Here is a 6,496-nt window from a genome sequence, read left to right as displayed (position 1 = left end):
CGTGGCGATTCCCGAGGTCCGCGAGCAGGGCATTCTCGATCTTCTCGACGAGGTCTACCGCACCGGGCGGCAATACCAGGCCGAGGCGCGACGGGTGATGATCCGCAAGCCTGGATCCGACGACTTGCAGGAGACTTATCTCGATTTCTCCTATGATGCGATCCGCGACACCGACGGCACCATCACCGGCGTGTTCGTCCAGGGCAGCGACCGCAGCGAGGACGTCAAGCGGCAGCACCGGCAGCGCCTGCTGCTGGAGGAACTCAACCACCGGGTCAAGAACACGCTCGCATCCGTGCAGTCGATCGTCGCCCAGACGCTGCGGTCGGCCGCCGATCCGGCCTCGGCGAAGCAGGCCATCGGCGCCCGGCTCGCGGCGCTGTCCAAGGCGCACAATCTGTTGAGCGCGCAGGAATGGACCAGCGCCGATCTCGGCGAGATCATCGGCCAGGAAGTCGCTGTTTTCGACCCGGAGCGCATCAGCCTCGACGGGCCGCGCTTCACGCTCTCGCCCCGGGCCTCGATTTCGCTGGCCATGTTGGTGCACGAGCTTGCCACCAATGCCGTCAAATACGGCGCCCTGAGCAGCGAAACCGGAACCGTCGCCATCGTCTGGCGCGAGGAGCCGGAAGGACACCTCACGCTTGCCTGGCGGGAATCGGGCGGTCCGCCCGCCGTTCAGCCGGACAGGAAGGGCTTCGGCACCCGCCTGATCGAGAGCATCGTGGCGGGCGAGTTCGGCGGCTCCTACGCCCCCTCGTTCCGCGACCAGAGGTTCTCCTGCATCGTCACCCTCGAAGCTGCCGTGTTGCGCGGCGAGAAAGCCCAGCCATGATGTCCGACACGCCGAAACCGATGTCCGTTCTCATCGTCGAGGACGAAAGCCTGATCGCGATCAATCTCGAAATGATCCTGGAGGATCTCGGCTATGCGGTGATCGGCCCGGTGATGACGCTGCGGGACCTGGACAAGATGCTCAGCGGCGACTTCCGGGCGGATGCGGCGATCCTCGATGTCAACATCGCCGGCGAGCGCATCTTTCCCTACGCCCGCCGGCTCGATCAACTCGGCATCCCGCTCGTCTTCGCGAGCGGCTACGGCGCAAGCGGCCTCAGCGACGATCTGGCCCACCACCCGGTGGTCGCCAAGCCCTATACCGAACAGGACATCGCCGGCATGCTCGGACGCATCTGCCCCGCGTGAGGGGGGGCTACTCGATCCGGCAGCAGAACGGATAGAATGGTTCGGATAGCCCCGGCGCGCCGGTGGGGGTGAAGGTGAAGTCGCGCACGGCGTCGCTCTCGTCGGTGCAGCCTCCCGGCGTATAGGCAAGGGAACCGGTCACCGGATGGCTGGTTTCGAGCCGCCAGGGATTTTCGGTCGCGAAACCGACGCTGCCCGGCGTCGTCTGGATGCCGTCGCCGGAAAACGCGTCGATGAAGCTTGAGCTCATGCTGCCATTGCATTCGAGCTTGAGCGCCCAGTTGGGCTCGAAGCCGGAGCAGATCATGGTCTGCCCGGGCTCGAGCAGCCCGTTGCAGGACAGATCGGCCGCAGGCGCCGCGGTGGCATGCCCGAGCGTCAGCCCGAGCGAGAGGCAGAGAGCGCTGGCGGGTATCCGGTTGACACGACGGGCAGACATCATCAGCGCTCTCCCTGTCCGGCGTCTGCGCGGTAGTCGAGCTGCCGACCCTACCACACTCGGCAGGATTGGTGAATTGCCATCGCCATCCGGGGTTGCGGCGCCGGTTGCGGGGCTGTCATGGGACTGTTATCAAGCGTCGCTATGGCTCGGCCGTCCTTGTCCCGACCACGACCGGAGTTTCCCATGACCAGATCGATCCCGCTTTCGCTTGGCCTCGCGCTGTCGCTCGCCCTTCTTGCCGGCCCCGCGCGCGCCGTCGAGGGCACGCTGACGCTCTACACCAGCCAGCCCAACACCGATGCCCAGCAGTCCGTCGATGCCTTCATGGCGGCCTATCCGGATGTCACGGTGACCTTCGTGCGCGACGGCACCACCAAGATCATGGCCAAGCTTGAGGCCGAGCTGGCCGCGGGCTCGACCCCTGCCGATGTGCTGCTGATCGCCGACAGCGTCACCATGGAAGGGCTGAAGGCGCGCGATCTCCTGATGGCCCACCCGGAAGCGGACACAGCGGCCTATGCCGAGGGCATTCATGACCCGGACAAGACCTGGTTCGGCACCAAGCTGATCACCACCGGCATCATCTACAATACCGCCGCCACCATGGTCCCGTCCTCCTGGGAAGACCTGCTCAAAGACGAGGCCAAGGGGCAGGTCGCCATGCCGTCGCCGCTGACTTCGGGCGCGGCGCTGATCCATACCGCGACGCTGGTCGACAATCTCGACGCCGGCTGGGGCTATTACGAAGCGCTCGCCGCCAATGGCGCGCAGGCCTCGGGCGGCAATGGCGGCGTGCTCAAGCAGGTGGCCGGCGGCGAGAAGCTCTATGGCATGGTGGTCGACTTCCTGCCGATCCGCGAGAAGGCCAAGGGCGCGCCGGTCGAATTCGTGTTCCCGGAAGAGGGCGTGTCGACGATCTCCGAGCCGGTGGCGATCCTGGCTTCGACCCAGAATCCCGAGGCGGCCAAGGCCTTTGTCGACTTCCTGATTTCGCGCGAAGGCCAGGAACTGGCGCTGAGCCAGGGGTATCTGCCGGCCCATCCCGACGTGGCCGTGCCTGCAGGCTTTCCGGATCGCGCCAGCATCAAGGTGATGCCGTTCGACGCCGCCAGGGCGCTCGGCGAGGCTGACGCCAACACCAAACGTTTCGCCGAGATCTTCGGCCAGTAAGGGCAGCCCGTGACGGCCCAGGCAGAACAGGCTCCGCGCCTTCGGCGGTTCGGAGCATCCACCGGATGGCGCCAGCGCGAGGGACGTGGCCTCACGCTGGCGCTTGTGGTTTTCATCGTGCTGTTCTCGGTGTTGCCGGTGGGGCGGCTGCTCCTGGCCGCCTTCGACGACGGCCTCGCCGGGTTCTGGCAGGTGATCGATGCGCCCGATGTCTGGCGCGCCACCCGCAACACCCTGGTCGTCGCGCTCGGGTCGGGCGGTCTGGCGATGCTGGTCGGCACCGGCTTTGCGCTGGTGCTGTCGGTGACGACGATCCGTGCGGCCACCGCGCTCGCCTTTCTCATGGTGCTGTCGCTGATGATCGCGCCGCAGATTTCGGCGCTGGCGTTCAAGACGCTGTTCGGCCCGGCGTCGCCGCTGCTCAAGCTTGCCGGTCTGGCGCCGGCGCCCGGCACGCCGAACCCGATGCTCGGCCAGTTCGGCATCATCCTGGTGATGGGCCTGCACCATGCGCCGCTGGTTGCCATCACGCTCGCCTCCGGGCTCGCGTCGATCCCCCGGCCGCTGATCGAGGCGGCGCGGCTTGAGGGCGCCCACCCCCGTCAGGTGGTGGCCTGGATCCTCCTGCCGCTGCTCAGGCCGTTCCTGCTCACCGCGGCGCTTCTGGTCTTCGTCGCCGGCGCGGGCAATTTCGGGATCCCGGCCATGCTCGGATTGCCGGTCGGATATGTCACGTTGCCGACGCTGCTGTTTCGCAAGCTCGCGAGCTTCGGGCCTGGCGGGATCAATGACGCGGCGGCGATCTCCGTGCTGATTGCGGCGATCGCTTGCGCAGGCGTTCTTGCCGCAGGGGCGGTACTGGCGCGCGCCACCAACCGGCTCGAAGCCGATCACCGGCTGGAGCCGTTCTGGGAGCTTGGCCGCTGGCGCCCCGTTGTCGAGTTCGCGGTCTGGGCCTTTGTCGCGCTCACCATCCTGTTGCCGCTCGCCTCGCTCCTGGCGACGTCGCTGGTGCCGGCCTATGGGGTCCGGCTCTCCTGGGCGAGCCTGACCTTCGCGCAATATGCCGAGGTCCTGTTCCGGCAGGACCTGACCGTCAGGGCGTTCCGCAATTCGACCCTCCTGGCAGGCGGGACGGCGCTGAGTCTCGCGGTCATCACGCTGGTTTCGGCGCATGTGCTCGACCGTCTCAAGCCCAAGCCGCGGACACTGGCTTTCGCGCTGATCGAGCTTCCCTATGCGGTTCCGGGCATCGTGCTGGCGATCGCCTGCATCCTGTTGTTCATCAAGCCGCTGCCGCTGATCGGCATCTCGATCTATGCCACGCCCTGGATCATCCTGTTTGCCTATCACGCCCGCTTCTACGCCATTGCCCTGAAACCGGTGCTGGCGGCGATGGCGACGCTGGACGAGGCGGTGCAGGAGGCGGCGGTCTGCGACGGGGCTGGGCTGCGCCACAGGCTGCGTCACATCGTGCTGCCGCTCGTGTTTCCCGCCGTGTTCGCGGGCATGCTGATGGTGTTCCTGCTCGCCTTCAACGAACTGACCGTGTCGGCCCTGTTGTGGTCGGCGGGGACGGAGACGCTGGGCGTGGCGCTCCTGAGCCTCGAGGATTCGGGGCTCGGTTCGGAAGCTGCGGCGGTGGCGGTGTCGGCAACGCTGATGGTGCTCGCGCTTATGCTGGCGATGCAGGCGCTGGCGCGGCGGTTGCCCCCCGACGCCTTGCCCTGGCAGGCGCTCGCCGGACGCGGCCAACGCCGGTCGTGAGCGTTCACGGATTTTGATTGGCCCATTCGCGGACGACCCGCTAAGTCTGGGGTCCCGACCCCTGTTGCCCGGAGCCACCGATGAGTCTGCCGCTGTTTCCCGATGCCGCGCCCGTCCTGCCGGAAATCCGTCCGGCGCGGCGGATCAAGGGCAGCGTCTCGCAGGTGCTTGCGGCGCTTGGCGGGGATTTTCCAACCGGCGAGGTGGCGCGGCTCGAAACCGGGTTCGACGGCATCCCGGGCGATTACCACGCCGGTCCCACGCGCAAGTCCGGCAGCCGCGAGCCCTGGTATCCGCGCGGCACGGAAATCCGCAACGAGCGGCAGATCTCGATCGTGGCGCCGGACGAGCTGGCCCTGGCGGCAGGCGAGATGGGGATCGAGCGGATCGATCCGGCCTGGATCGGCGCCAATCTGGTCATCACCGGCATTCCGATGCTGTCGATGCTGCCGCCGCGCACGCAGCTGTTCTTCGAGGGCGGGGTGACGCTCAGGGTCGATGGCGACAACGCGCCCTGCCGGCTTGCGGGTGGCTCGATCGCCAAGAATTTTCCCGACATGGACAAGACCCAGCTGGCGCTTGCCTTCGTCAAGGCCGCCAAGCGCCGCCGCGGCCTCGTCGCCTGGGTGGAAAAGCCGGGCGTGATCGCGCCGGGCGAGGCCGTCACCGCCCATGTCTGGGAACAGTGGATCTATCCGGCCGGGTGATCCGCCAAGGCGCTCCGACTTCAATCCTCAAACGGCGCATCTTGCCGCCGAAGCCCGGATCCCCTCGGTCCGGGTGCCGGCGGCTGCCGTGTGAAGGCGGGAAGCGACATTTTCTGGCGCGCAGACGACATGGGGCTTGCATCACGTTCGGAAATGACATAAACATATCTTTATATCATTTCCGAGGGTTTTCATGTTGTCTCTGTCTCCCCTGTCCCTGGAGGAATGCGTCGAGGTCTTGAAGGCCGCGGGCGAGCCCACGCGGCTGCGCCTGATCGCGCTTCTGAGCCAGGGCGACCTGACGGTCAGCGAAATGACGGAAGTGCTGGGCCAGTCACAGCCGCGAATTTCGCGCCATCTCAAGCTTCTGGGCGAGGCGGGACTGGTGGAACGCTATCAGGAGGGCGCCTGGGCCTATTTCCGGATGACGCGCGACGGCGTGCGCGCCCGGCTGGTGCAGCAGGCGCTCAATGCCGCCGCACCCTCGGACCCCTCGCTTGCACGCGATGGCGAACGGCTGGCGAGCGTCAAGCAGGCGCGGGCGAGCCGTGCGGAAGCCTATTTCTCCGCCAATGCGGAAAGCTGGAACGATCTGAGAAACCGCCATGTCGCCGACGAGAAGGTGGAGGCGGAAATCCTCGCGCTGATCGGCCGGACACCGTTTGACGGGCTTCTCGATCTCGGCACCGGCACCGGCCGCATGCTCGAACTGCTCGCCGACCGCTACCGGCGCGCGATCGGCATCGATTCGAGCCGCAACATGCTCTCGATCGCCCGCGCCCAGCTCGACGAGGCCGGCATCACCCATGCCTCGGTGCGCCAGGGCGACATCTTGAACCTGCCGCTCGACCGCGAAAGCTTCGACGTGGTGACCATTCACCAGGTGCTGCATTTCCTGCACGACCCGCGGCCGGCGATCGCCGAGGCGGCGCGCATGCTGCGTCCGGGCGGCCGCGTGGTGGTGGTCGATTTCGCGCCGCACGACCACGAGGAACTGCGCACCGAACATGCCCATGCGCGCCTCGGCTTCAGCCACGATCAGATGGCCGAATGGCTCAAGACCTGCGGATTGACGGTGGAAGAGATCGTCGACCTTCCCGCGGGTTCCGACAATGACCGGGCCCTTACCGTGACGATCTGGCTGGCGCGCGACCCGCGGCTGCTGATTGCCGCGGACCCGACCCTTCCAAGCACAGGAACAGCCTGA

Annotated in this window: 7 protein-coding genes; 6 read left to right on the top strand and 1 reads right to left on the bottom strand. The window is 67.0% G+C overall.

What is annotated here, in order from left to right:
- Window positions 1–835, top strand: an 835-nt coding sequence (locus AWJ14_RS05790) for a sensor histidine kinase (protein ID WP_171904823.1), incomplete at its 5' end; no start/stop codon positions are given.
- Window positions 832–1,203 carry a response regulator gene (locus AWJ14_RS05785; protein ID WP_083220067.1) on the top strand — a complete coding sequence of 124 codons (372 nt, stop codon included), beginning with the start codon at window positions 832–834 and terminating at the stop codon, window positions 1,201–1,203. The genes AWJ14_RS05790 and AWJ14_RS05785, both read left to right, overlap by 4 nt.
- 7 nt (window positions 1,204–1,210) lie before the next feature.
- On the opposite strand, the gene AWJ14_RS05780 is transcribed toward AWJ14_RS05785, so the two are convergent.
- Window positions 1,211–1,645 carry a hypothetical protein gene (locus tag AWJ14_RS05780; protein ID WP_245304141.1) on the bottom strand — a complete coding sequence of 145 codons (435 nt, stop codon included), beginning with the start codon at window positions 1,643–1,645 and terminating at the stop codon, window positions 1,211–1,213.
- Between the two features lie 183 nt (window positions 1,646–1,828).
- Here AWJ14_RS05780 and AWJ14_RS05775 point away from each other — a divergent pair, with 183 nt between their 5' ends.
- The 4 genes from AWJ14_RS05775 (at window position 1,829) to AWJ14_RS05760 (ending at window position 6,496) form a co-directional block, all read left to right on the top strand.
- The gene (locus tag AWJ14_RS05775; RefSeq protein ID WP_066176196.1) at window positions 1,829–2,815 is read left to right on the top strand and encodes an ABC transporter substrate-binding protein; all 987 of its coding nucleotides are present in this window, start codon (window positions 1,829–1,831) and stop codon (window positions 2,813–2,815) included.
- A gap of 9 nt (window positions 2,816–2,824) precedes the next feature.
- Window positions 2,825–4,582 carry an ABC transporter permease gene (locus AWJ14_RS05770; RefSeq protein WP_083220066.1) on the top strand — a complete coding sequence of 586 codons (1,758 nt, stop codon included), beginning with the start codon at window positions 2,825–2,827 and terminating at the stop codon, window positions 4,580–4,582.
- An 80-nt stretch (window positions 4,583–4,662) separates the two neighbouring features.
- Window positions 4,663–5,289 carry an MOSC domain-containing protein gene (locus AWJ14_RS05765; RefSeq protein ID WP_066176191.1) on the top strand — a complete coding sequence of 209 codons (627 nt, stop codon included), beginning with the start codon at window positions 4,663–4,665 and terminating at the stop codon, window positions 5,287–5,289.
- Between the two features lie 193 nt (window positions 5,290–5,482).
- Complete coding sequence (locus tag AWJ14_RS05760; RefSeq protein ID WP_066176187.1) at window positions 5,483–6,496, top strand: ArsR/SmtB family transcription factor; 1,014 nt, start codon at window positions 5,483–5,485, stop codon at window positions 6,494–6,496.

Source organism: Parahoeflea olei, assembly GCF_001703635.1.
GTDB classification, from domain to species: Bacteria; Pseudomonadota; Alphaproteobacteria; order Rhizobiales; family Rhizobiaceae; genus Hoeflea; species Hoeflea olei.
Note: the sequence above shows the minus strand (reverse complement) of the source record. Positions and strands in the feature narration are given on the sequence as shown.

Excerpts from the sequence above, each read along its gene's own strand:
- AWJ14_RS05785 (WP_083220067.1), top strand. The coding sequence starts at position 832 with ATGATGTCCGACACGCCGAAACCGATGTCCGTTCTCATCGTCGAGGAC.
- AWJ14_RS05780 (WP_245304141.1), bottom strand. The coding sequence starts at position 1,645 with ATGATGTCTGCCCGTCGTGTCAACCGGATACCCGCCAGCGCTCTCTGC.
- AWJ14_RS05775 (WP_066176196.1), top strand. The coding sequence starts at position 1,829 with ATGACCAGATCGATCCCGCTTTCGCTTGGCCTCGCGCTGTCGCTCGCC.
- AWJ14_RS05765 (WP_066176191.1), top strand. The coding sequence starts at position 4,663 with ATGAGTCTGCCGCTGTTTCCCGATGCCGCGCCCGTCCTGCCGGAAATC.
- AWJ14_RS05760 (WP_066176187.1), top strand. The coding sequence starts at position 5,483 with ATGTTGTCTCTGTCTCCCCTGTCCCTGGAGGAATGCGTCGAGGTCTTG.